At 62.0% G+C, this 25,348-nt stretch carries 17 protein-coding genes and 2 pseudogenes; 9 read left to right on the top strand and 10 right to left on the bottom strand.

Annotated elements, in window-relative coordinates; genetic code table 11:
• Positions 1-2,323 precede the first annotated feature (2,323 nt).
• The 10 genes and pseudogenes from QZ656_RS24245 to QZ656_RS23750 all read right to left on the bottom strand — a co-directional run bounded on the left by QZ656_RS24245 (position 2,324) and on the right by QZ656_RS23750 (position 12,788).
• Entirely contained in the window at positions 2,324-2,677 is a 354-nt protein-coding gene (locus tag QZ656_RS24245; RefSeq protein WP_366522232.1) for an FAD-dependent oxidoreductase, read from the bottom strand.
• Between the two features lie 145 nt (positions 2,678-2,822).
• Positions 2,823-3,329: an FAD-dependent oxidoreductase gene (locus tag QZ656_RS24240; protein WP_366522231.1), complete on the bottom strand. Its 507-nt coding sequence runs from the start codon at positions 3,327-3,329 to the stop codon at positions 2,823-2,825.
• A 96-nt stretch (positions 3,330-3,425) separates the two neighbouring features.
• Positions 3,426-4,439: a thiamine pyrophosphate-dependent enzyme gene (locus QZ656_RS23785; RefSeq protein ID WP_291995659.1), complete on the bottom strand. Its 1,014-nt coding sequence runs from the start codon at positions 4,437-4,439 to the stop codon at positions 3,426-3,428.
• A gap of 11 nt (positions 4,440-4,450) precedes the next feature.
• Positions 4,451-5,704, bottom strand: a complete 1,254-nt coding sequence (locus QZ656_RS23780; protein ID WP_291995660.1) for a transketolase C-terminal domain-containing protein — start codon at positions 5,702-5,704, stop codon at positions 4,451-4,453.
• Positions 5,697-6,293 (bottom strand): 2-oxoacid:acceptor oxidoreductase family protein, encoded by a 597-nt coding sequence (locus QZ656_RS23775; RefSeq protein ID WP_291995661.1) that lies wholly within the window; start codon positions 6,291-6,293, stop codon positions 5,697-5,699. Before QZ656_RS23775 ends, QZ656_RS23780 begins: the two co-directional genes overlap by 8 nt.
• A gap of 428 nt (positions 6,294-6,721) precedes the next feature.
• Positions 6,722-7,786 (bottom strand): MaoC family dehydratase, encoded by a 1,065-nt coding sequence (locus QZ656_RS23770; RefSeq protein ID WP_291995662.1) that lies wholly within the window; start codon positions 7,784-7,786, stop codon positions 6,722-6,724.
• Positions 7,787-7,819: 33 nt separating this feature from the next.
• Positions 7,820-8,863, bottom strand: coding sequence for a CoA ester lyase (locus QZ656_RS23765; RefSeq protein ID WP_291995713.1), 1,044 nt, complete (start codon positions 8,861-8,863; stop codon positions 7,820-7,822).
• A gap of 67 nt (positions 8,864-8,930) precedes the next feature.
• Positions 8,931-10,152 (bottom strand): annotated as a pseudogene (locus QZ656_RS23760) (2-methylfumaryl-CoA isomerase).
• 199 nt (positions 10,153-10,351) lie between these two features.
• Entirely contained in the window at positions 10,352-11,578 is a 1,227-nt protein-coding gene (locus QZ656_RS23755) for a CoA transferase (protein ID WP_291995712.1), read from the bottom strand.
• Between the two features lie 22 nt (positions 11,579-11,600).
• A complete protein-coding gene (locus QZ656_RS23750) occupies positions 11,601-12,788 on the bottom strand; it encodes a CaiB/BaiF CoA-transferase family protein (protein WP_291995718.1) in 1,188 nt (395 codons plus the stop codon).
• 398 nt (positions 12,789-13,186) lie between these two features.
• Here QZ656_RS23750 and QZ656_RS23745 point away from each other — a divergent pair, with 398 nt between their 5' ends.
• From QZ656_RS23745 to QZ656_RS23705, 9 genes and pseudogenes are all read left to right on the top strand, one after another.
• A complete protein-coding gene (locus tag QZ656_RS23745) occupies positions 13,187-14,041 on the top strand; it encodes an acyl-CoA dehydrogenase (RefSeq protein ID WP_291995711.1) in 855 nt (284 codons plus the stop codon).
• A 646-nt stretch (positions 14,042-14,687) separates the two neighbouring features.
• Positions 14,688-16,130 (top strand): aldolase/citrate lyase family protein, encoded by a 1,443-nt coding sequence (locus tag QZ656_RS23740; RefSeq protein WP_291995710.1) that lies wholly within the window; start codon positions 14,688-14,690, stop codon positions 16,128-16,130.
• A gap of 41 nt (positions 16,131-16,171) precedes the next feature.
• The gene (locus QZ656_RS23735) at positions 16,172-17,851 is read left to right on the top strand and encodes an acyl-CoA dehydrogenase family protein (RefSeq protein WP_291995709.1); all 1,680 of its coding nucleotides are present in this window, start codon (positions 16,172-16,174) and stop codon (positions 17,849-17,851) included.
• Positions 17,852-18,008: 157 nt separating this feature from the next.
• Positions 18,009-19,190, top strand: coding sequence for a MaoC family dehydratase (locus tag QZ656_RS23730; protein ID WP_291995708.1), 1,182 nt, complete (start codon positions 18,009-18,011; stop codon positions 19,188-19,190).
• A 2-nt stretch (positions 19,191-19,192) separates the two neighbouring features.
• A complete protein-coding gene (locus tag QZ656_RS23725; protein WP_291995707.1) occupies positions 19,193-21,211 on the top strand; it encodes a protein meaA in 2,019 nt (672 codons plus the stop codon).
• 7 nt (positions 21,212-21,218) lie between these two features.
• Positions 21,219-22,211, top strand: a complete 993-nt coding sequence (locus tag QZ656_RS23720) for a methylmalonyl Co-A mutase-associated GTPase MeaB (RefSeq protein WP_291995706.1) — start codon at positions 21,219-21,221, stop codon at positions 22,209-22,211.
• Between the two features lie 32 nt (positions 22,212-22,243).
• Positions 22,244-23,476, top strand: a pseudogene (gene ccrA / locus QZ656_RS23715) (crotonyl-CoA carboxylase/reductase); the annotation flags it as partial.
• Positions 23,477-23,500: 24 nt separating this feature from the next.
• Positions 23,501-23,998 (top strand): CBS domain-containing protein, encoded by a 498-nt coding sequence (locus QZ656_RS23710; protein WP_366522233.1) that lies wholly within the window; start codon positions 23,501-23,503, stop codon positions 23,996-23,998.
• Between the two features lie 137 nt (positions 23,999-24,135).
• Positions 24,136-25,113 carry an NADPH:quinone oxidoreductase family protein gene (locus QZ656_RS23705; RefSeq protein ID WP_291995705.1) on the top strand — a complete coding sequence of 326 codons (978 nt, stop codon included), beginning with the start codon at positions 24,136-24,138 and terminating at the stop codon, positions 25,111-25,113.
• The last annotated feature ends 235 nt before the right edge of the window (positions 25,114-25,348 follow it).

Below are 25,348 nucleotides of genomic sequence, written 5' to 3'. Positions count from 1 at the left end.
GGTGAGATCATCAGTGCGCCGAGTCGCCGTGAGCTTCGGCTTCCTTGTTCGTCACTGGCCTTCGTATACCTCGCCTCGGGCCGTCGCGAAATCCCTCGCCTTCCTGGTAACCTTGTCCGCGACCGTCATGGTGCGCGCGTGGAGTCGACACGGATGCGGCCGCGGCCGGAAATTGCAGCACTTCCCTTCTCCGGCCCGACGACGGCAGCGTGCGAGGTCATACCGCCCCGGCTGTCAGATACCCTTCGCGAACTCGATCCCGCGTAGGGCCTCGGTGAGGTTTCCTGGCGGAGAGGATCACGGCCTTGCCTTTTCGACCCAGTCTTCAGCTGCGTCGCAAGAATGACGATCTGTCCGTTTGGCGGCGCCTGCGAGCCGCAGGCCGTGGGGCAGCTAACGCGCCTTCTTGATCGCTGCCGGGTCGAACCCCGGGTGCAGCAGTTCGTTGAGGAGATCCGGCCCACACGGCCGCGGCTTCTTTTTACATCAGGCCCTGCGAGCATTTCCATCGAGATGCCACCATCGCATGCGCCCGGTTACGTTTTGCCGCTCCGTCGGCGCACCCAGTCGGCCTTCCTGGATCGTGAACCTCGCGTCCCTGCATGTCCTTGTAGTGATCCTCGAGTTGGGCGCGGCGTGCAGCAGCTGCGCGTAGATGTCGGCATCAGCTCTTCAAGCGACGGGAAGCGCGGCGCCGGTCGTCTTCACGGAACCAGCGCCAGTTTGCGCCCAGGGCTCGAACCTTCGACCGGTGATCTGTGCGGCGTACGGTTGCCGGCGCGCCGGCTCTCGCCCTTTGCTGACAGACATTCCCGTTGAGAGGTCTTCACCGGGGGGTAACCGCTTCTGCGCATGAAGGCGAACAACCGGTGGCGCTGTTGTCACCGAGGTTGCCGAAGACCATGGCCTGGACGTTCCCGCTGTTCCCCATTCGCGTATTCGTTGCAATTCGCGGTACACCTGCGCAACGTCGTTGTTTCCACTCTGGAAACTGCCATCACCGCCCCAAGTTTCTCCACGTATCGTCGGAACTCGCGGCCACTCTGGCACGAATCACCCCTTGAAAGCGCGCACCAGTTCTTTCGTCTTCGTCGGTGTCGACTAAGGGTATCGAGCTCGACGCCCTTCTTCTCCTGAGCATTCGTGACCACTCTCGAAGGGTAATTCTCCATCTTGATACGGCTTGAGGCCCTCACCACGGCGCCGTACATCTGCCAAAACGACGGTACGAGTCCCAGCAATGCGTTTCGTTGCCGGTCTTGCGAGCCGTCCGCGACAGCTGCGTCGTTTGAGAGGACCGAGTTCAGGAATGGTGTCCATCTCCCCGGCATTGACCCCGCAACCCGAGCGCACGGATAGCAGACACGGATCCGATCGGAGGTTCGCCGAATTTCTTGCCCACTCCTGTTTCAATGAAGCAACGCTGTCGCGGACGTCGGCCCGATCAGCTTGAGCCCGGCGTCCTGGCCCTTGGCCTTTGTGTACGGTGCAGACTTCGGGGCACCGATCGCGACCGGGTGTACGGGCGATTCCCAGGCGGCACATCTCGGCCAGTTTGGCACACCGTTCCTCCCAGCAAATTTTCTGGGCTCGCCCTTCGGTTCGGCTGCACCAAATTAGGAGAACGTCTTGGTTTGTTGTGACATAAATACCCTCGTGGGATTGACGGAAAAGAAAAAGCGCGCTGCGAGCGGCACGCTCGAAGGATCCCTGAGTGGGTGCTCCCGGCCTGCCCCGTCACTGCGTTTTACGCGCTCCCGACCCGCAACGGGTCAGAGCGAGGAGCTTGCGGCGCTGGCGCCAGCATCGAGCCAGATCTCTTCTGCTTGCTCCATCTTGATCGACCGCAGTGACATTCGTTCGACGCAACATGCCGCCGCCCTTGCGTATTCATAGTTTGAAGGCAAACGCTTGCCGGGCCGGCTTGATCCACGCATTGTTCCGGGCAGACGCCCCGTAGCAGTTGTCGCATTCGAAGCACGTTGCCGCAAGAACAGGCAGCGGCGCGCTTCGAACAGTGCTTGCTTTCGTGAGCCACCCGGACCTCGTCGAAGGTCATTGCACGATGCTGTCGAGCATCGGCCGCATCGTTTTAAGGTGCTTCGGCGTAAACCCTGTATTGCGCTTCTCGAACATCGCGGACTTCATTCTGCGTGCGGGGTGACGTGTCTTCTCTCCACGCAACCATGCGTCGAGTGCCGTGCCGCTTGCTTGCCATGACCGTCCGAACGGGACGTTGCGCTCGCTTGAACCCTGGGTCGCCACCGGCGAAATGCCCGGTGACCGGTCATCATGTTCGGCCCCGACCTTACCACGCCGTCGCTCATGCCTGCCGGAACTCCTGGGTAGTCCGAGATCGACGATCCTTGCCGAGGCCATCACCAGCGCGTCGGCTCCGATTGTCTCGACTTCGCCGTGGCTGTGGGATCCTACTTGTTGCGACAAGGGCCATTTTTTCAATGGTCAATGACGATTCATCCGCCTGGGTGATGGTCGACAGCCACTTGACCATGATCCCTTCCTGGATCGCTTCTTCCATCTCGAAGTCGTGCGCCGGCATCTTGTCGCGGGTACGGCGATAGACGATCAGCGGTTCGGCACCCATCCGTTTGGCGGTACGGGCGACGTCGATGGCCGTATTGCCGCCGCCATAGACGACGACGCGGCGACCGAGCATCGGCTTTTCTTCGCCTCCATGCTGCGCAGCATCGAGATGGCGTCGACGATCTTCGCGGCGTCACCAGCCGGGATGCGCGCCCGTTTGCCGATGTGCGCGCCGACGGCCAGGAAAGCCGCGTCGAACTTGCCTTCCTGCATGGTGGTCAGGATGTGTCGACCTTGCTGTTCAGCTTGACCGTGACGCCCAGTTCGACGACGCGCTGCATTTCTGCCTCGAGCACGTCGCGTGGCAGGCGGTACTTGGGGATGCCGAAGCGCATCATGCCGCCGAGCAGCGGTCCGGCCTCGTACACCGTGACCTGGTGACCCTGCCGGCGCAGGTGGTAGGCGGCCGACATGCCGGAAGGTCCGGCGCCGACAACCAGGACATGCTTGCCGGATTCGCTGCTCGGTGGCGTCAGCTTCCAGCCGCGCTTGAGTGCCTCGTCGCCGAGGAAGTGCTCGACCGAATTGATGCCGACTGGCGCGTCGATCTGGCCGCGGTTGCAGGCACCCTCGCAGCTGTGGTAACAGACGCGGCCCATGATCGCCGGGAAGGGGTTGTCGCGGGTCAAGTGCCGCCAGGCACTTTCGTAGTCGCCCGATTCGGCGTGAAACAGCCAGCCTTGAATGTCTTCACCCGCCGGGCACTGCTTGTTGCAGGGCGGCAAGCGGTCGACATAGACCGGCCGCGAAGTCCGCCACGAACCGGTGTGGTTGGCCAGCGAAGAGCCGGGGTCTAGGGTAATGGCAAAGGGTTTTTTCCATCAGTTCGCCTCCTGGTCGAGCAGTCCGTATTTCCGAATATTCTTGTCTGCCGCCGCTTGCAGGCGGGCGATCGTTGCTACCGCCGGGTTCTTTCCGAAGAGGTGCGCGTAGCGCTTCTGCAGCCGCAGATATTCCTCGACGGGTTGCTTACGGCGAATCTTCAGTACGTCGGTGACCTCGCCGTTCTCTGCCTCGAAGACCGGGAAGATACCGGTTTCCTTGGCCAGGCGTGCCAGTAGGATGGTGTTTTCGGAAGCCGCTCCCCAGCCCAGAGGGCAGGGCACCAGAATGTGGATGTAGCGTGCACCACGCATGCCCATGGCCTTGGTGACCTTGTATTCGAGATCGCGAAGGTCGGCAACGGTGGCCGTGGCAACGTAGGGAATCTCGTGCGCCATGGCGATTGCCGGGACGAACTTGCCCTGGCCGAAGGCGTTTCCGGGTTCGGGACCGACCGGCATGGTCGTTGCCGTGCGCGCGGCGGGTGGCGTCGCAGAACTGCGTTGCACACCGGTGTTCATGTAGCCACCGTTGTCGTAACAGATGTAGAGGACGTCGTCATTGCGCTCGAACATCCCCGAGAGGCAGCCGAAACCGATGTCGGTGGTGCCGCCGTCGCCGCCCTGGGCGACGACGCGGACGTCGTCCATCTGGCCTTTGTGTCTTTTCACCTTGATCGCTGCGGCGATGCCGGTGGCCACCGCGGCGGTGTTGCCGAACAGCGAGTGAATCCACGGGATCTGCCAAGACGTTTCCGGGTAGGGCGTCGAGAAGACCTCGAGGCAGCCGGTGGCGTTGGCGGCAATCAGGCGACCACTGGCGGCTTTCATCGCCGCATCGATGGCGTAGCGTGCGCCGAGTGCTTCACCGCAGCCCTGACACGCGCGGTGTCCGGAGTTCAGTGAGTTGGTGCGCTCGATATTGGCCTGGACGCTGCGTTCTGCCGGTTCGAGCAGGCGATTGCCGACGGTGAAGGTGCCGGTCTGATAGAAGTGAACGGGTTGGAAGCTCATGGTGGTTCTCCTCAGCCCATCCGGGCGGCGATGACGCCGACGTCGCGCAGCATGCTTTCAGCTGCCGGACCCGAACGGCGCGTCGTGCGCTCGCGTTCGAGTTGCTTGTTGACCACGTCCCAGTCGAGATCGAGAAAGGTCAGGCGTTCGAGTTCGTCGCGGACGGCTTTGCCAAACAGCGCGTGCAGTGACTTCATGGTGATCGCTCGCCCGCCGAGTCCAGCAACCACGGTATAGCCTTCGAGCTGCAGCCCGGACATCGCCATGCGCACGTCGGTCGACACGACGCCGCCGATGCCGACCGCCAGACTCTTCTCGAGGACCACCACGCGCTTGGCGTTCTGCAGTGCCGCGCGGACGTTCTCGAGTGGGAAAGGACGGTATGAACCGATTCCCAGAACGCCGATTTTCACGCCCGCCTGGCGCATTTCGTCGACGACGTCCTTGATCGTTCCGAGAATCGAACCCATCGCGACGACGATGGTTTCCGCGTCGTCGGTCAGATAGGAGTGCGTCAGACCGCCCGAATCGCGACCAAATATCGCCTTGAACTCGGCGGCCAACTTCGGGATCAGTTCGAGAGCCTGCATCTGCTTGGCGTGCGCGAGGTAGCGGACTTCGGAGAAAGCTTCCGGGCCAACCATCGCGCCGATCGATACCGGATCCCTGGGGTCGAGTACCTGGCGTGGTTCGTAAGGTGGCAGGAACTCGTCGACCTGTTCCTGGGTGGGTACATCGACGCGCTCGTAAGCGTGCGTAAGAATGAAGCCGTCCATGCAGACCATCACCGGCAGGCTCACTTCTTCGGCCAGCTTGAAGGCCAGAATGTGCAGATCGAGCGCTTCCTGGTTGGTCTCGGCGAAGAGCTGGATCCAGCCGCTGTCGCGCTGCGAGAGCGCGTCGGTGTGGTCGTTCCAGATGTTGATCGGCGCGCCGATGGCACGGTTGGCGACGGTCATGACGATCGGCAGGCCGAGGCCGGAAGCGTTGTAGACCGCCTCGCACATGAACAGAATGCCCTGCGAAGCCGTTGCGGTATAGGTGCGGGCACCGGTTGCCGACGAGCCGATGGCGACGCTCATCGCGGCAAACTCGGACTCGACGTTGATGAACTCGCAGTCGGCGACCTCTCCTGACTTGACCATCTCGCCCAGGCCTTCGACGATGTGCGTTTGCGGCGAAATCGGGTAGGCGCAAATGACCTCGGGCCGGCAAAGGCCGACGGCCTCGGCAACGGCGTGTGAACCTTCAGTCTGTTTAAGCATGTGCGGCCTCCTGCTGACTTGCCCCGGCGATCTCGTCGGTGACGAACTGATAAGCCTCTTTGGCGGCAGCGATATTGTTGCTGGCTATCTTCTCCGAGAACTTGGCGTTGATCGCCTTGATCACGGACTCCAGGCGGATGATTCCCGACGCGGCGGCAAAGCCCGCCAGCAAGGGGACGTTGGGCATTGGCCGGCCGACGTGCTTGCGACTGATATCGGTCGCGGGGACCGTACAGAGCCGCTCTTTCGGCCAATCACGGACGAAGTCGCCGAGGCCGAGCTCGGTGAAGCTGCGGCTGGTGTTGATCAGGATGAAACCGCCTTTTTTGAGGCCGGAGAAGACATCGACCTGGAACAGCAGCGTCGGATCCTGAATGATCAGCGCGTCGGGCTCCATGATGGGCTCACGCAGCCTGATCTCCTGGTCGGCGATCCGACAGAAAGCGACTACCGGAGCGCCGGTGCGCTCCGATCCAAAACTCGGGAAGGCCTGCGCATGGCGACCTTCCTCGAATGCGGCAATCGACAACATCTCGGCAGCGGTGACCACGCCTTGGCCACCGCGACCGTGTATTCGGACTTGGAACATGTTTCCTCCAGTGTTGAACTGCGGTTGTACATCGCTGTCGTTTTTTTGGTCGCCAGCATAGCTCAGTTCGAGTTCATTGAAAACAACGATACGGTGCGTTATCAGCAGACTCGCGTTTGGTGACAATGAAAGTTGCGTCCGCGACTCATCAATCTTCCTTCTTGTCGCCCGCCGAACGATCCCGGCGTACAAGCCGGAATGCGCACGGCAAGTGGCAGGAGAAGGTCATGACGGCCATTATGAGGGGCTCGACACACGACGACCGTTGGCAAGCGCGGTAACCTCTGCCGCCGGCAGACGGCGTCAGTTCTGCGCGTCGTCCAGGGAACGGCGGCCTGCGGCCGAAGGCGTCCCAGGTGTTGCCGATGCGCCGCGCGCTGCCACTCGCTTGCCTGCGTGCTGACGCCGCAGTCCTCGCCGGCAATCGCCTACGCCCCCGGTCTCTTCGGCATCAGGACCGTATAGTCGAAGTCAAGGAGCACGCTTGGATCGTAGCTGCCGTCTGCCTGCTTGTACGGGAAGTCGGCACAGCTGCGGTCCTTGGTCGCCACCGTCCGCACGCGCAGCGCGCCAAGGTCATGGCGGCCAGGCAAGGACATCTGTTCGACGATTTCTGACCAGGCGTACACCGTGTCGCCGGCGAAAGCCGGCGCGACATGCCGGCCGGCGTTGATCGCCGCGACGCTGAAGGCATTGGCCAGGCCGTTGAACGACAGCGAGCGCGCCAGGCTGATGATGTAACCACCGTAGACGATCCGGCGTCCGAAACGCCCGCTCTTTTCCGCGTGCTGGTTGAAGTGCACCCGCGCCGTGTTCTGGTACAGGCGGGTGGCCATCATGTGCTCGCTTTCTTCGATGGTCATGCCGTCGACGTGATCGATTCTTTCGCCGACGCGATAGTCGTCCCATAGGTCGGTGCTACCCGAGAGGGTGGTGTCGTAGCCGTCCACCCGGATGCCGGCGGGAATCACCAGGTCGCTCGCCGCAACGGCGTCGTGAAGCTCGGGAATCACCGTTTCGGGCGCCGGCGACGCCGGATCGCGCTTACGAACCATCACCCAGCGGCAGTAATCGAGCGCGATCTGGCCACGCTGATTGACGCCACACGAGCGCACGTAGACGATGCCGGTTTTGCCGTCGCGATTTTCCTTGAGCCCGATCACCGTCGAATCCGCGGTGAGTGTGTCTCCGGGATAGACGCGGTGGCCGAAGCGCCCGGTCGAGTAGCCGAGGTTGGCAATAGCGTTGAGCGAGATATCGGGAACGGTCTTGCCAAATACCACGTTGAAGGCCAAGAAACTGTCCACCGGTGAACGCGGGAAGGACAAGCTGTGGGCGAAGGTGTCGGCCGACGTCAGGGCAAAACGCGAGCCGGTCAGCGCGGTGTACAGCGCCACGTCACCTTCGGTAATCGTCCGCGGCGTCGCATGCACGATCGTCTGACCGACGTGGAAATCCTCAAAGAAATTGCCCCATCTGGTTTTTTCACTCATTGTCGATTGTCCTCGCCACTTCGCGTGGCCGCTCTACAGTCCATACGCCGCCGCCAGGTCCGGATCGCGCCGGGCAACCAGTTGCGCCAGATCGACGATCACCCGGGCCTGCTTCCAGGTCGCATCGTCCTGCATTTTGCCGTCGATTGTCGCCACGCCGCTGCCATCCGGCATCGCTTCCAGAATGCGCTTGGCAAACAGTACTTCCTTGACGTCGGGGCTGAAGACGCGTTTGGCGATGGCGATCTGGTTGGGCGCCAGCGACCAGGCACCCGAGCAGCCCATCAGGAAGGCGTTGCGGAACTGCGCTTCGCAAGCGGCTTCGTCCTTGAGATCGCCGAACGGTCCGTAGAACGAGCGCAGGCCGTGCGCGACGGCTGCGTCGACCATTCGCGCGACGGTGTAATGCCAGAGGTCCTGCTGAAAGAAAGCGCGCTGCTCGCGTCCTTCTTCGGGGTCGGCAAGGACGCCGTAGCCGGGATGCCCGCCGCCTACCCGTGTCGTCTTCATGCCACGTGAGGCCGCCAGATCGGCCGGGCCGAGGCTCAGACCGTGCATCCGCGGACTGGCGCCGCAGATCGCCTCGACGTTGGTCACCCCCTGCGCGGTCTCGAGCAGAGCGTGCAGGAGGATCGGCTTGCGGACGCCATACCTGGCTTCGAGCAGCGCGACGTATTGATCGACGAAGTGGATGTCCCACGGCCCCTCGACTTTGGGAATCATGATCACGTCAACTTTGTTGCCGACGTGCTTGATGATCTCGGTGATGTCGTCGAGTACCCACGGGCTGTTCAGAGCGTTGATCCGCACCCACATGCCGGTGTCGCCGAAGTCGTGTCCGCTCAGCAGCTCGATGAAGCCGGCGCGCGCGGCGTCCTTGGCGTCGATGGGAATGGCGTCCTCGAGGTTGCCGCACATGACGTCGCATTTGGTCGCCGTTTCGGGTGCCTTGCTGCGGATCTTCTCGATGTGCGGAGGAAAGAAATGGATCATTCTCTCGGGTCGCACCGGCAGTTCGCGCAGCGGTTGTGGTGCGCCAATGGCGAGCGGCTTGTAGAAATGAACGGGTAGCTTCATGGCATTTTTCCTGGTGAAAAGAAGTGTCTGATAGCGAAAGGCGGCAAAGCCGTCGTTGACGAAGGGTTCAGGCTGGTCCGGCGACCACGCCGGCGTCGTGCAGACGGCCGACTTCGGCTTCACTCATGCCGAGAACGTCGAGCAGTATCTGGTCGGTGTGCTCGCCGAGCAGCGGCGCCGGCTGCGCCGGCACGCGTGGCGAGCGAGAAAAGTCGAGTGGCGTCGTCGGCATCAAATAGGAGCCAACGCCAGGCTGCTCGGTCATGCTGAACAGCGGATTGTCGATCGAGCAATCGGGATCATTGGCAAGCGCCTCGCGAACGCTGCGATAAGGGCCCCAGGAGACGCGATGCGCATCGAGGATTTCGGCCGCTTCGGCGAGCGTACGGGCCTGGCACCATGGCTCAATCAGCGCGGCAATCTGTTGGCGGGCGCGAAAACGATTGCCCTCGTCGTCGAGGTCGAGGCCGAGGCGGACGCCAAGTGCGTCGATCGGCTCTTTCAAACCGGTCGCCTTGACCAGGTCGCGCCACTGTCTGCGCGTCAGGCCGACGATCATCAGGCGCTCTGCCGTCGAGCGTTTCAAAGTCGCGGCCAAAAGCGCCGTACAGGTAGTTGCCCTGCTTCGGCCGGTCGGCGTCGTTGACCATCACCTCGGCGATCATCCCGACGTTGCCGATCATCGCCAGCGCGACGTCTTTCAGCGCCAGGCGTACCAGCTGCCCTTCACCGGTCAGGCGCCGCTGTCGTTCGGCAGCGAGCATGCCAATGGCAATCATCTGGCCGCTGATGAAGTCCCACGCCGGGAAAACGTGGTTAACGACGTCCGGCGAGGTGTTGGGCCCGGTCATGAAGGGCAGGCCGACCTGCGGGTTGACGGTGTAATCGACGTCCGAGCTACCGTCGCGGCGTCCGGTCAGGTTGACCATGATCAGGTCCGGGCGATGTGCTTTCAGGGCCTCGTAGCTGAGCCAGCCGGTGGCCGGGAAGTTGGTGCTGAAGAGGCCGGCGTTATCGCCCGGCGCACAGATCAGCTGCGTCAGCAAGGCCTGCCCACGAGGATTGCGCAGGTTGACGGCGATCGAGCGCTTGCCCTTGTTCATGCCCGCCCAGAAAAGGCTGTGCTGGCCATTGCGGCTTAGTGGCCAACGATGATAATCGAGGCCGCCACCGATCGGGTCGAAACGGATCACGTCGGCACCGAGTTGCGCCAGCGTCATGCCACCGAGCGGCGCCGCGACGAAAGCCGAGCCTTCGACGACCCGCATGCCCTTGAGAATTCCATCCATAAGCTTTACCACTCCTGCTTGTGCGCCCTGCGGCGGCAAATAGCTACACCAGGCGGTCGCAACGCGTTCTCGCCCATTCGTTGCATTCCTTGCATTCGTTGGCCCGGCCGATAACGATGTCGCGTGCCACGGGTTTTCGCGTCGGCCAACTCAGCGACGCCAGCCTTGGCTGCGGGAGCGCCGTAGCCGGCATTGCTGCTCAGATGACGCGTTTCTTGCGCAATTCCTCGATTTCGGCCGCGTCTACTCCCAGCAGACCGCCGAGTATTTCGTCGGTATGTTGGCCGAGGCGCGGCCCGAGATGCTTGATTCGGCCAGGCGTCACCGACAGGCGCGGCAGCACCGACGGGACGATTACGGTCTCGCCAATGTCGTCCTCGTCGATCGCTACCAGGTTACGCCGGGAATGAAACTGCCGGTCACCGAAAATGTCGGCAATGCTGTTCAAAGGACCGGCCGGCGCGCCGGCGGCGAAGCAGCGGTCGAGGATTTCTTCACGGCGCAGCGAACCGCACCAGTCCCGGACGATTTCGTTGACGTCGTGGCGGTTTTCCAGCCGTGTCTTCTGGTCGCCGTAGACATGTGCCGCCGCCAGCTCGGGTCGCTTCATGGCAATCGCCAGGCGCTCGAAGAGTTTGTCGGTCACGCAGGAAATCGCCACCCACTTGCCATCCTCCTTGGTTGGGAAATGGCCGTGCGGGCAAGCAAAGTCGTTGTGCGTCGGACCGTGCCGCTCACGGACTCGTTCGAACATGCCGTAGGCGGGCGCCAACTCGTCGGTGCAGCGAAAAACCGATTCGTACAGCGCGGCGTCGATGTATTGTCCCTGGCCGGTGCGATCGCGATGGCGCAAGGCCATCAGGATGCCGACGCAGCCGTACAGGCCGGTGAGGTAGTCGCCGAGAGTCGTCGATCCCGGCGTCACCGGGGTTCCGCGCGGCATTCCCGAGAGAAAAGCGATGCCGCCGACGGCGTGCGCGACGCGCGCGAAACCGGGTCGGTCGCGGTAGGGGCCGGTTTGTCCGTAACCGGTGACGCGCAGCATGATCAGGCGGGGGTTCAGCTCGTGCAGCACGTCCCAGCCAAGACCCCACTTTTCGAGCGTTCCGGGGCGAAAGTTTTCGCACAGGACATCGGATTTCTCGATCAGTTTCTTGAACAGCTCGACGCCTTCGGGCAGGTGCAGGTCGAGGGTCACCGATTTCTTGTTGCGCGCTTCGCTGAGCCAGGTCAGGGTGTCCTTGCGGCTGGTCGCGGTGCCGAAGTTGCGCAAGCCGTCGCCACCCTTGGGGTTCTCGACCTTGATCACGTCGGCACCGAACTCTCCCAGGATGCAGGCGCTGTACGGCGCCGCGATGATCGTCGCGGCGTCAATGACGCGAATGCCTTCAAGTGGCAGCCTGGTCTCGGTTGGAGCAGTAGTCATCAGAGTCCTCGCCGTTGCCGCTTCAGATGATCTTGCGTTGCCGCAGACGTTTGATTTCCTGCGCCGAGATGCCAAGCAGTTCGCGCAGGATTTCGTAGGTGGCGTTGCCGAGTGGTGGCCCGAGGTTCGAGATGCGACCGGGCGTTGCCGATAGCGTCGGCACGACGCCCGGAACGACGACCTCACCGAGTCCTTCCTCGGTCAGATGCGCCAGGTTGCCGCGGGCGATGAAATGCTCGTCCTCGAAGATGTCGGCGATGCTGTTGAGCTTGCCGATCGGCACTTCGCCGTCGATACAGAGCGCCATGACCTCGTCGCGGGTCAGCGATTCGACCCAGTCGATGACTATCCGGTTGACTTCGTCGCGCGCTGCCAGGCGCTTGCGTTGATTGCCGTAGCGGTCGGTCGCCGCCAGCTCGGGGCGGCCCATTACTGCGGCGAGACGTTCAAACATTTTGTCGGTGGTGCAGGCGATGGCCACCCACTTGTCGTCGATGGTCCGGAAATGGCCATGCGGGACAGCGACGAAACTGCCAGCGCCTTCGCGTTGGCGCACCTTGCCGAACAGCCCGTAAGCCGCGGCGATCTCGTCCATCTGGCGAAAAACCGCCTCATAAATGCCGATGTCGACAATCTGCCCTTCGCCGGTGGCCTCGCTGTGGCGCAGCGCGACCAGGATGCCGATCGCGCCGTAGAGACTGGACAGGTAGTCGCCGAGTGGCGAAGTGCCGGGCAGCACCGGCGTTTCATGCGGGAAGCCGGCGAGGTACGACAGTCCGGCGAAAGCATGCGCGATGTGCGCGAAGCCGGAGCGCCGACGATAGGGGCCGGTCTGCCCGTAACCCGAGACGCGCAGCATCACCAGCGCCGGGTTGGCGTCCTTCAGGACATTCCAGCCGAGGCCCCACTCCTCCATCGTGCCCGGTCGGAAGTTCTCGATCAGGACGTCGGATTTGGCGACCAGTTTGAGAAAGAGGTCGACGCCCTCACGCTGGCGGAGGTCAAGCGTCACCGACTTGCGATTTCGGCCCTCGCTAAGCCAGGCCAGGGTTGCGTCGTGACGTTTGGACGCCGTGCCGAAGCGCCGCATCGGGTCGCCGGCGATCGGGTGTTCGACCTTGAGAACTTCGGCGCCGAATTCGCCGAGCATTGACGCCGCGTACGGGCCGGCGAGGAAAGTGCCGACGTCAATGACGCGTAGGCCGTCCATCGGCAGCAGAGGGTTTTCGGACGCGCATTCGTCGTCGTCGTGCTCCCTGTCCCGAGCTTTTTCCAGCCCTTGCTCGCCATTGTTGGTGCGCGAATCGCCGGCGCTCGCGCTGCCGCCTGGCGCCGACCGCGGTGGGGCCGATCCGGTCGACACGTTTCCCTCTTCCATCGCTGCTCCTCCCGACAGCAGAGCCGCAAAGGGGCTCGACTCCCGTGTCGCGCGTCGGTTCCTGCACCGACGCCGTGCGCACAGTATATGGGAAAAGGGGCTTGCGGGCGCACGCTTCGGCCGTCGTCAAGCGCAGCGCGCGATGCCCGTCAAGCGGCTTGAGTTCGCTCGACCACTGTGCTGTACTAGGCAAACGCCCACGCAGACAACACGCACAAAGGATAGGCCTGATGACGGACGCAATAACAGACTACGCCGCATGGATCGGTCGCCGGGAAATCGCCGACGATGAACTGGCTCTGGCACCGGCATTGGCGGCGGCGGCGACGTTGGACGACACACGGACGCGTTTCGCCAAAGGCAGCGCGCTGCCGCCGCTTTGGCACTGGTTCTACTTCCTGCCGAGGGCGGCGCAGGCGCAGCTCGATGTCGACGGGCATCCGCAGCGTGGTGGCTTCATGCCGCCGATTCCCTATCCGCGACGGATGTTCGCTGGTGCGCGCATGCGCTTCCACCAGCCCTTGCTGATCGGCCAGCCGGCGCGGCGCGAGGCGCTGATTCGCGATATCCGCCAGACGACCGGCCGATCGGGCTCGCTGGCCTTTGTTTCCTTGCTCTACCGCTTCTATCAGGATGGCGTCTTGTGCATCGAGGAGGAACAGGACATCGTCTATCGCGAACCGGGCCCGGCGGTCGCTCGCCCGCAAGTGATTGACTGGCCGGCCGTCGAGGCAGGCGCCTGGGTGCGCATTGTGACGCCCGACCCGAAACTGTTGTTCCGCTTCTCGGCGCTGACCTTCAACGCGCATCGCATTCATTACGACCGGCAGTATGCGACCGCGGAAGAGGGCTATCCGGGTCTGGTCGTGCATGGACCGCTGACCGCGCTGCTGCTGATCGAGCTGCTGCGCGAGCATGCGCCTCGGCCAATACAAAGCTTCAGTTTCCGTGGACTGGCGCCATTGTTTGATCTGGCGCCGTTTCGTCTGATCTGTAAGGGCAAGGACGGCGAGATGTCACTCGAGGCGCAAGCACCCGACGGCGTCGCGGCGATGCGTGCCACTGCCGAGCTGGTGCCTGCGTAGTAGGGCGACGACAGCGCGGTCCCGTGCACCGGCTCGCTGATCGCTGAGCAAAGCGGCTTTTTCGCCACCGGTAGTCACCTGTGGTCTAGTCGCAAGTCATTAAACGGCGCGAATTACGGCGCCCTGCCTGGCGCCAACGAAAAGCCATGGTGAATGACCAGGTGGCGGTTGATGGTCGCCCGGCCGGGAGCATCGCCGCGCGACCTGCGGGCGGCGCGAAAAGCAGTTCTTCGCCGGTGCCGCGCCAGGAAATAAACGATTTTCAGAGCGACCTGCTGGCCATTGGCAAGCGCCGTCGCCGTTCGATTGGCCGGCCTTGCCGCCCTGGCCATTCCTTCCTGGCGAATAATCGAGCGCGATAGTCGAGCAGAACGCTCCCGCCGGCAAAGGACGCCGCCGCCCGCAGCTGGCGCCGAGGCAGCCAACCCTACAACACCCGATCGCCGCTACCGGCAAGCCTGGCACGCTCAACTCTTCTATCTTGGGTCTTTTATAAGATTCATGAGATAGCTTTGTGTGCTCAACGATCGTGTTGCCTTGCTCCACGATCGCCGATAGAATCCCTATTAACTACCGGGGACAATTAATCAAGACAATCGCATAATACTGATGGAATTGTGTTGTGCAAAATTTGTGGAGGAGCGACATGAAACTCACGCTGACCGATGACGAAGTAAATTCCTATTCTGGCGAGTTGCACGCTGCCAATGAGGCTTTCAAGTCGCATTACCCGGCCGATTCTTTCGACCGGCAACCGGTGCACACGGTTTACGGCGGCGCCAATCTGTTCAAGGCCGGTTTTGCCGGCAAGTTGGGCGAGGTGGCGCTCAAGACCCTCGACACCTATGCGCCCAGCTACAGTGTTTTCGCCCGTGCTCTCGGTTTGCCGCGCGCCGATACCTTGCCGACCAACAGCATGGAGCTGGCGAGCCTGACGCGTGCGCTGGAAGCGAATCCCGAGCAGGTGCGTGAGACCAAGCAAGCCGCCTGGCTGGCTTTCACGGTTTACAACCGCGTCGTAAAGAAGCTGCAAAGCGAGCCGATTGAAGACAATCGCATCGATTTCGAGGATGGCTACGGCAATCGTCCTGACGATGAAGAAGATGGCCACGCCGTCTCGGCGGCAGACGAAGTCGCCAAGGGGATGAGCGATGGCGTGCTCTCGCCGTTTATCGGTATCCGCGTCAAGACGTTCTCGGAAGAATGCAAGCTGCGCTCGATTCGCACGCTGGATATTTTTCTGAGCCGGCTGGCCGAAAAAACCGGCGGCAAGCTGCCGCAGAACTTCATCGTCACGCTGCCCAAGGTCACCACACCGGGGCAGGTTTCGACTTTCGTGAAGATCCTCGAAAATCTCGAAGGCAGACTTGGTTTTGCCAAGGATTCGCTGAAGATGGAGATCATGATCGAAACGACGCAGTCGATTATCAATCACAAGGGCGAAAACACCGTCCCGCTGCTCGTTGCGGCTGCTGGTGGCCGCTGCCGGTCGGCGATTTTCGGCACTTACGATTACACCGCCTCATGCAACATCACCGCCGCTCATCAGACTCACACCCATCCGGCGTGCGATTTTGCTCGTCATGTGATGCAGGTCAGCCTGGCCGGGACCGGTATCACGATCAGCGACGGCGCGACCACCAGCATGCCGATCGGCCCGCACAAGGCGGCCAGGGACGCCGTCTTGTCGGCCCAGCAGATGGACGAGAATCGCGGCGTCGTTCATGGCGCCTGGAAATTACACTACGACAATATCATGCACTCGCTGCGGCATGGCTACTATCAGGGCTGGGACTTGAATCCGGGCCAGTTGCCGGTGCGCTACGCGGCGATGGACACCTTCTTCCTGAGCAGTCTGCAAGACGCCTCGGCACGGTTGAACGCTTTCTTGAACAAGGCCGCGCAGGCGACGCTGGTCGGTAATACCTTCGACGATGCGGCGACAGGGCAGGGCTTGCTGAACTTCTTCTTGCGAGGAATGGCGTGCGGCGCGATCACCGAGCAGGAAGTTCTCGCGACCGGGATTACGCTTGAAGAATTGCGCTCGCGTTCGTTTGTCAGGATTGTCAGTAATCGAACCAGCAAGTAAGAAAAACAACAGCCGATCGGGTATCAAGAAAGGGATGAGTCATGACTGAGCTCAACAGCGGCATGCAAGAAGCGGTGCAGTACCTTCAATCAGCCGACGCCGTGATCAAGAAATCGTTGCGCTGGATGAAGCAGCAATGCGTCGGCGACAAGGGCGTCTCGAACGAGAAACTCGACGCGCATCAGCTGGCCAGTTTCGAGCTGGCCTGGTGTGCTGCGGAATCGACCGCCGCGCGTTTCGCGCTCGAGTACGCCGGCAAAGTTGCCGACGCCGGCTCGACGACCGGCGCTGCTCTCTGCCTGGAACAGCGGATGGCGCTGGTGTTTTGCGCCGAGGCCTTGCAGAACATCCACAATCGTTTCTGGGCGCGACCGCAGAGTTTCGGTCTGAATCAGGGTGAGCTGACGGCTTTTGCCTCGTCCACCTTCGCGACCTTTTGCCAGAAGCAGCTCGACGCCGGGAATCTGGAAGCGCTGGGCCGAAATGTCGCGGCATTGGCAGGTGCCAGTGGTGCCTACATGCTCAGCGACGACGCGATGATGATGCAGGACGCCTTCCGCAAGCTGGCGACCAACGTGGTGATGCCGCTGGCCGAGGAAATTCATCGCGAGGACCGGATCATTCCGCCAGAGATCCTCGAACCCTTGACCGAGATGGGCTGCTTCGGCCTTTCGATTCCCGAGCGTTACGGTGGTATCCAGAGCGACGATCATGAAGACAACATGGGAATGATCGTCGTCACCGAGGAGCTGTCACGTGGCTCGCTTGGCGCCGCGGGCAGCCTGATCACGCGTCCGGAAATCCTCAGCCGGGCTCTGCTCAAGGGTGGAACGGAAGAGCAGCGGCAAAAATGGTTGCCCCAGGTCGCGATGGGCGAGCCCTTGTGCGCGATTGCCGTCACCGAACCCGATACCGGCTCCGACGTCGCAGCGATGCGGCTCAAGGCGAGCAAGTGTGATGGTGGCTGGCTGCTCGACGGCGTCAAGACCTGGTGCACGATGGCCGGCAAGGCCGGCGTGCTGCTGGTTCTTGCCCGCTCGAACGCCGATCGCTCGCTCGGCCACAAGGGGCTGAGCATGTTCCTGGTCGAAAAGGACTCGTACGACGGACACGACTTCGAATATCGCCAGCCGCAGGGCGGCGTACTCAGCGGGCGGGCGATTTCGACCATCGGCTACCGCGGGATGCATTCCTACGAGGTTTTCTTCGACAATGTCTTTGTCCCCGACGAAAACCTGGTCGGCGGTCCGCAAGGCGAAGGCAAAGGCTTTTACTTCACCATGGCCGGCTTTGCCGGCGGCCGTATTCAAACGGCCGCACGCGCCATCGGTGTCATGCAAGCCGCTTTCGAAAGGGCTGTTTCCTATGCCGGTGAGCGCAAGGCATTCGGCAAACCAATCGGTGATTTTCAACTAACGCTGGTCAAGTTGGCGCGTATGGCGACTCTGCTGACCGTTTCCCGGCAGTTTACCTACGCCGTCGGGCGCCTGATGGACCAGGGTTCAGGGCAGATGGAAGCGAGCATGGTGAAGCTCTTTACGTGTCGGACGGCCGAGTGGTTGACGCGCGAAGCGCTGCAGATTCATGGCGGCATGGGCTATGCCGAGGAGTCGCCCGTCAGCCGTTATTTCCTCGATGCACGCGTGCTGTCGATTTTCGAAGGCGCCGAAGAAACGCTGGCTCTCAAGGTCATCGCCCGCTCTCTGATCGACGCGGCGTAACGGCGGCGTCTGCCGGCGCGCCAACGGTCATGACATCTCGGGACAACAGACCCGCAGAGGGATGACCGTCTCGCCCATCCCCGACCCTTCACCCGCCCAGGGGAGAAGGGATGTTCCTGAGTCGCGGATGCGGCTTTCACGGTAAAAGGAAGATTCCATGTCGCAAGCGATTCGTTTCCAAGCGCAGGTCGAACTGGCCGAAACGGTAAAAGTGGACGTGCAGAAAGCCCGCTATCCGCACTATGGCCGCTATCTGGAGGAGTTTGTCCCGGGGCAGGTATTTGTTCACCCGCGTGGATTTACTTTCTTCCCGGCCCAGATGGAGGCGTTTGCCCGCAACTACATGCAGTGCAATCCGCTGTACATCAACGATCAGTACGCCCGGGCCAGTGGCTTCGCCGGCCTGGTGGCTTCGCCGCAGATGGTTTTCAACGTCGTCCTCTCGCTCGGCGTGCAGAACGACTCGGAAAAGGCGATGGCCAATCTCGGCTATTACGATGCCCAGTACCTGCGGCCTGTCTATCAAATGGACACGATTCGCTCGCTGACCAAGGTCATCGACCGCAAAGAGCGCGGTGCCGGCAAGCCCGGTATCGTCACCATCCGCACTTTGGGGATCAATCAGAACGAGCAGGTGGTGTTGCAGTACGAACGCAAGATCATGGTCGCCGGCCAGGGCGATCGACCGCCAACGACGCCCCTGCCGAGGTCCACGACGATACCGGCTTTCCCGTGGGTAGCCGATGCCGAGGTCGTCCTGCCGGATTTTCCGGAGTCGCTTCCTGGTGGCCTGACCGGGCCAAATTCGTATTTCGAGGATTTCCCCGTCGGCGAGATCATCGTTCATGCCAACGGCCGGACAATCACCGACGAACACCTGTCGCTGACCTACGCGGTCGGTAATACGCATCCACTGCATTTCGATAGCGTCTTCAGTTCCGGCCTGTCGGGCAAGATGAGCGGTGAGCCGATCGTTTATGGTGGCCTGGTTTTCGCTTGGCTGGAAGGCCTCGCCAGCCGCGACGTCAGCGAGAACAGTGTTTGCGAGCTTGGTTTTACCGAGGGCTATCACACGCAGCCGACGATTGGCGGCGACACCGTTGCCGCACTGTCACGCGTATTGGCTGCCGAAGACGCGCCAGGCGACCTGGGCGCGAAGTTCGGTATCGTCGCCTTGCAGCTGATCGGCGTCAAGAACATCAGCGCCGCCACGGCCTTTGCCGAATACGGCGAGGACTTGTTCATCAAGGAAAACGACAAGAAAGCGATCGGCAAGGAGAAGATCGAGGCGAAGATTTTTGAGATCGAGAGACGTCTCTTGATCAGGAAGAGGAGCTAGTCATGGATGGCATGCAAACGAAACGCGACCGCCCCTGGCTGATGCGGACCTATAGTGGTCACAGCTCGGCCAGGGCGTCCAATACGCTCTATCGAAGCAACCTTGCCAAAGGCCAGACCGGCTTGTCGGTGGCCTTCGATCTGCCGACGCAGACCGGTTACGACGCCGATAATCCATTGGCCAGGGGCGAAGTCGGCAAGGTCGGTGTGCCGATCTCGCATATCGACGATATGGATCAGTTGTTCGACCAGATCCCACTCGACAAGATGAATACGGCGATGACCATCAATGCCACGGCGCCGTGGTTGTTGTCGCTGTACATCGGCCTGGCACAGAGGCGAGGAATCGATCCGAAAGAGTTGAGCGGCACCACCCAGAACGACATCATCAAGGAGTACCTGTCGCGCGGCACCTACATCTATCCGCCGGGCCCGTCGATGCGCTTGATTGCCGACACCATCAACTACACCATCAAGCATGTACCGAAATGGAATCCGACCAATATCTGCAGTTACCACTTGCAGGAGGCAGGCGCGACGCCGGTTCAGGAACTGGCCTACGCGCTGTGTACGGCGATGGCCGTTCTCGACCGGGTACAGGCGTCTGGCGAGATCAAGCCAGGCGAGTTTTCGCAGGTCGTCGAGCGCATCTCGTTCTTTGTCAACGCCGGCATACGCTTCGTCGAGGAGTGCTGCAAGCTGCGGGCCTTCGGCGAAATGTGGGACGAACTGACGCTGCGCCGCTATCAGGTCAGCGATCCGAAGCTTCGCCGTTTTCGTTACGGCGTGCAGGTGAACTCGCTCGGACTGACCGAGCCGCAGCCGGAAAACAACGTCCAGAGGATCGTTCTGGAAATGCTGGCGGTGGTGCTTTCCAAGGGCGCGCGGGCGCGCGCCATCCAGCTGCCGGCGTGGAACGAGGCGATGGGCTTGCCGCGACCCTGGGATCAGCAATGGGCGCTGCGCATCCAGCAGGTAATGGCCTTCGAAACCGATCTGCTGGAGTACGCCGATATTCTCGATGGCTCGCCGGTGATTGCCGCGAAGGTCAAGCAACTGGTCGACGGCGCCAGAAGGGAGATCGAAAACGTCGAAGCGCAGGGCGGCATCATTGCCGCGATCGAGTCCGGTTACGTCAAGCGCGAACTCGTTGCCAGTCATATGCAGCGCTTGCGCGCCATCGAATCGGGCGAGCTGAAGATCATCGGCGTCAACTGTTTCCAGGAAACCGCCGAGTCGCCGCTGACGCTGGGTAGCGACGGCGGCATCATGAAGACCGATCCGGCGGCCGAGCGTGAGCAGATCGAAAGGCTGCAGGCGCATCGCCAGAAGCGCAACGACGCCGACGTCCGGGCCGCCTTGCAGGGACTTGGCGATGCCGCCAGGAGCGGTGAAAACATCATGCCCAGTTCGATTCGCTGCGCGCTGGCGGGAGTCAGCACCGGTGAATGGGGTGATTCGCTGCGCGCCGTGTTCGGCGAGTTCAGACCACCGACGGGTATCGACATCGCCATCGATAGCCGCGCCGTACTTGGCAAGAAGGATCAGGTGACCGAGCTCCGGGCCAGGGTCGCCGGCACCGGTGCGGCTTTGGGCCGGCCCCTGAAACTGCTGGTCGGCAAACCCGGGCTGGACGGACATTCCAACGGCGCCGAACAGGTTGCCGTCAAGGCCAGGGACGTCGGCTTCGAGGTGGTCTACGATGGCATTCGGCTGACGCCGCAACAGATTGCCCAGGCGGCCGAGGAGGAGGGCGTCCATATGGTTGGCCTGTCGATACTATCGGGCAGCCATATGGAGCTTATCGAAGCGGTCCTCGAGGAGCTGCGCTCGCGCGACCTGGCGAAGGTGCCGGTAATCGCCGGCGGCATCATCCCGCAGGAGGACGCAACGAAACTGGCAGCGCTGGGGGTCAGCGCCGTCTATACGCCGAAGGATTTCAATCTCAATGCGATCATGGCCGACATGGTAGACGTGATCCGCGAAGCCAACGGTCTGGGGCGGCTTGGGCCGCTGCCTTGAGCCAAGCATGACCCAGGCGCAGCTTCCCGATCCCGAGCAGTTGGCCGCGCGAATCCTGCGCGGCGAGCGTTCGGCAGTGGCCAGTGGCTTGAATCTGCTGGACAACAAGCTGGCCGGGGCGCGCCAGCGCTCGGCACACTTGCTGGCCGCGCTGGCTGGCGAGCGGGCGCTCAACGACGGCCATCTGATCGGCGTCACGGGGCCGCCCGGGGCCGGCAAGTCGTCGCTCGTTTCGGCGATGATTCGCCAGTGGCGGCTTGCCGGCAGGACCGTCGGAGTATTGGCCGTCGATCCATCGAGTCGCCCCGAATTGGGTGGTGGCGCCTTGCTTGGCGATCGCATTCGCATCAAGAACGCAGCACACGACGAGGGCCTGTTTATTCGCTCGCTGGCCAATCGCAACCAGCTGGGTGGCGTCGCGACCGAGGTCTGGCCGATGAGTTGGCTGCTGCTGGCGTGTTTCGATGTCGTCGTCGTCGAGACAGTGGGTGTCGGGCAAACGGAAATCGATATTGCCGAGATTGGCGACACCGTCCTTTATGTGGCGCAGCCGGCTTCGGGTGACACGATCCAGTATCTGAAGTCGGGTATCATCGAGATTCCGGATATTTTCGCGGTCAATAAGTCTGACCTTGGCGCGCCGGCGCACAAGACTGCCAGCGAGATTGGCCGCAGTGCCCCCCGGAGCGACCGCCGGGACGGTTGGGATTATCCGGTGTGTCTGGTGAGCGCAACGATGAATACCGGCATCCAACAGCTGCATGGGCATTTTGACAGGCACCGGGTCTTTCTCGCCGACGCGCGCCTGCTCGGTAAACTGCGGACTCGTCACCAGAGCGGCTGGGTACTACGGGTGTTGAAAGAAGAATTCGGGACTTTCGGCATCGAGCTGCTCGGCGGCTACGCTGAAATCGGCAGACGCCTTGAAGAAGCCAATCAATTCGAAGAATGCGAGCGCCTGCGGCAACATATTATTTCCAGATTCAAGTCGTCAGATTGATCGAGTAGTTCAACCAACGAAGGAGCATCCTGATGAGTAAGCAACTCTACGAAGTAGGTGATAGACCTCCCCTGGGCGAAGTTCCGGAGCAGATGCACGCCTGGCTGATTCGCGCCGAGCGCTTTGGCCAGCCGACGGCAGCGTTCCAGAAGGAAGTGGTGAGCACGCCGTCGATTGCCGATGACGAAGTGCTGGTCTACGTGATGGCGGCTGGAATCAACTACAACAACGTTTGGGCTGGAATGGGTATTCCGGTCAACGTCATTGGCGCTCGCAACAAGGCTGGCGAGCCCGAGGATTTCCACATCGGCGGTAGCGATGCGTCCGGCATCGTCTACGCGGTCGGCAAGGACGTCACCAACGTCAAGGTCGGCGACGAAGTGGTCATGCATTGCGGGATTTATGATCGCAATTGCGCGTGGGTCAAGAAAGGCGGCGATCCGATGTACTCGCCTTCGTTCAAGATCTGGGGTTACGAGACCAACTACGGCAGTTTTGCGCAGTTCACCCGCGTGCAGGCGCAGCAGTGCATGCCCAAGCCCAAACACATGAATTGGGAAGAGGCGGCGGCCTACACGCTGGTTGCGGCAACCGCCTGGCGGATGCTGCACGGCTGGGAAAGCAGTTCGATCAAAAAGGGCGACGTGGCCTTGATCTGGGGCGGCGCGGGCGGCCTGGGCTCGATGGCGATTCAGATTGCCAAAGCCGTTGGCGCGACCTCCGTGGCCATCGTCTCGGGCGAGGACAAATACGACTACTGCATGAAGCTCGGCGCCAAAGGCTGCATCAATCGCAATGACTTCGATCATTGGGGCATGCTACCGCACTGGAAGGACAACGCCGGCTACGCCAAGTGGTTGAAGGGCGTGCGCGGCTTCGGGGCGAAGATCTGGGAAGTTCTGGGTGAAAAGAGGGCGCCGAACATTGTCTTCGAGCATCCCGGTGAAACGACCATCCCGACTTCGATTTTCGTTTGTGAAACGGGCGGTATGGTGGTCGTTTGCGCCGGTACCAGCGGCTACAATGCGACGGTCGATTTGCGCTACCTGTGGATGCGGCAGAAGCGCCTGCAGGGTTCGCATTTCGCCAATACCACGCAGTGCAACGAGATGAACCAGTTGGCGCTGAGTGGCCAGATTGATCCCTGCATGTCGCGGGCATTCACCTATGAAGAATTACCGATTGCCCATCAGCTGATGGCTGACAACAAACACCCACACGGCAACATGTCGGTGCTGATCGGCGCCGCCGAATTCGGTCTCGGCGCCAGCGGCAAACCGGCAGTGGCGATGGTTCATCCGACCCTGCCCAAGGGCGACGTGCACACCACGCCAGCGCCGTACCCGATGTCCACGCCGCTGCCCGGGATTGTCGAGGGCGAGCCGATCACGATTGCCGACGACGGCAGCAAGGTTCGCGATCTGATGCATCGTGGCATCATTGCCTGCGCGCCGGACGATACCGTCGGCGCCGTCGCCAAGATCATGGTTGGCAACGAGATTCATGCGGTGGTGGTGATGGATGGTCAGGGTGCTGCCGTCGGCGTCGTCTCGCAGACCGACATGGTGCTGGCGCGGCAGGGCCGGACGCCGGATCAGGCACGCGCCATGCGGGCCGGCGAGGTGATGACCCCGGGTTGTGCGACCTGCGACGCGGAGATGTTGTTGAGCGACGCCGTCAGCCTGATGACCGGACGGCGAATGCATCGCTTGGTGGTCACCGAGAAGGGCCTGCCGGTCGGCGTGATTTCGATGACCGACGTGGTGCGCCGGATCATCGGCGAGTAGTCGGCCGGTCTGCGCCGGCTCGATCGATTCCGGCGCCTGGCCTTGTGTCGCCCCTTGTCGAGGCAAGGGAGTCTGCAAAAGCCCTTCCCGTCCTTCGCGGCGGGGAGGGCCTCTGAAACGATGGAGGACTTCCCAGCATGCGAGCCATCGTCTGCCATGAGCTGACCGGTCCCGCTGCCCTGCGGCTCGAGGAGCTTGCGGAACCCTGTCCCGGTCCGGGCCAGGTGCGCATCCGGGTGCGGGCTTGCGGAGTGAATTTCGCGGATAGCCTGATTACCCGCGGCCACTATCAAAAGCAACCACCACTTCCCTTTACTCCGGGCTTTGAAGTTTCCGGAGAGGTGCTGGAATTGGGAAACGGTGTAGAAGGGATCGTCCGCGGTGATCGGGTGTTGGCCATGACGCCGTGCGGTGGTTATGCCGAGCAGGTCGTTGCCGATGGCAAGCGCTGCCTGCGGATACCCGCCGAAATGTCGTGGGAGCATGCGGCGGCGTTGCCGGTGGTGTTTGGCACGTCACACATTGCCCTGTGCCATCGAGCACGCTTGCGTGCCGGCGAGACGCTGGTGGTGCATGGCGCCTCGGGCGGAGTCGGATTGACTGCCGTGGCGATTGGCAAGCAGCTGGGGGCGACGGTCATTGCCACGGCCGGCAGCCCGGAAAAACTGGCGGTGGCCGCTGCGCACGGCGCCGATTATCTGATTGATGCCAGGCGCGAGGACGTCCGCCAGCGGATCAAGGAACTGACCGCCGGTCGAGGCGCCGACGTGGTCTACGATCCGGTTGGCGGCGAGCTATTTACCGCTTCGCTGCGCAGCATCGCCTTCGAAGGGCGGATCCTGATCATTGGCTTTGCCAGCGGCAGCGTGCCGCCGGTTCCCGCCAATCATTTGCTGGTCAAGAACGTGGACCTCATTGGCATCAACTGGCCGGCTTACGCAGAATTTAATCCGCAGGTGATGACCGACAGTATCCAGACGCTGATTGACTGGTATCTCGACGGGGTGATCAAACCGCATGTGTCGGCGACGTATCCACTGCAGAGTGCAGTCGAGGCGCTCGATCAGGTGGTGAGCCGAAAATCTACCGGTAAAGTGGTGATTACTACCGACTGAGCGACGCTGATAGACGCTGAATTGACCACTCAACGGAGAAGTTTTCTGCTGTGATGGGTACCGGAATACCTGTTATCGATGACCACGGCGATGAAAACTGCCGTTTGACCCGGCTTCACCGATCAAGGATACTCGTGGTCTTGCAGTCCATATTCTCGTCCACGAGGCGTTCCCGATTCGACGTGTCTGGAACAGAAACTTTCTGGCGCAGGCAATTGCCCGCACCATTTTCCCT

This window comes from Candidatus Accumulibacter sp. ACC003, from assembly GCF_907163085.1.
Lineage (GTDB): Bacteria > Pseudomonadota > Gammaproteobacteria > Burkholderiales > Rhodocyclaceae > Accumulibacter.
This window is presented reverse-complemented; position numbering and strand designations above follow the sequence as displayed.